Origin of the sequence: Paraburkholderia ribeironis (assembly GCF_900019265.1) — a bacterium.
In the GTDB taxonomy this organism is placed as follows: Bacteria; Pseudomonadota; Gammaproteobacteria; order Burkholderiales; family Burkholderiaceae; genus Paraburkholderia; species Paraburkholderia ribeironis.
In genome coordinates this window covers 42,024-42,243 of sequence record NZ_CYGX02000083.1, presented here as the reverse complement: position 1 = coordinate 42,243, position 220 = coordinate 42,024, and positions in this window count along the sequence as shown.

The following is a 220-nucleotide window of genomic DNA, read 5'->3' as shown; positions in this document are numbered from 1 at the left end:
GGCTTGGAGGGGATAGTGGTGCATCTGGAATCTGTGTCTTCGCACATTCCGCCCCGGTGACAAGGCAGTTATGCTTCCGGCGACGCTGCGCGCGCCGAGGCGGTAGTTCATCAAACCACTGGTTTGTTTGCGCCTCGCCGAGGCGAAGCCGAAGGCTCCCCACCACGCAGAGAATGACCCGCTGGTTTCCCCCGCATACCCGTCCGCGACGCACGCAGTG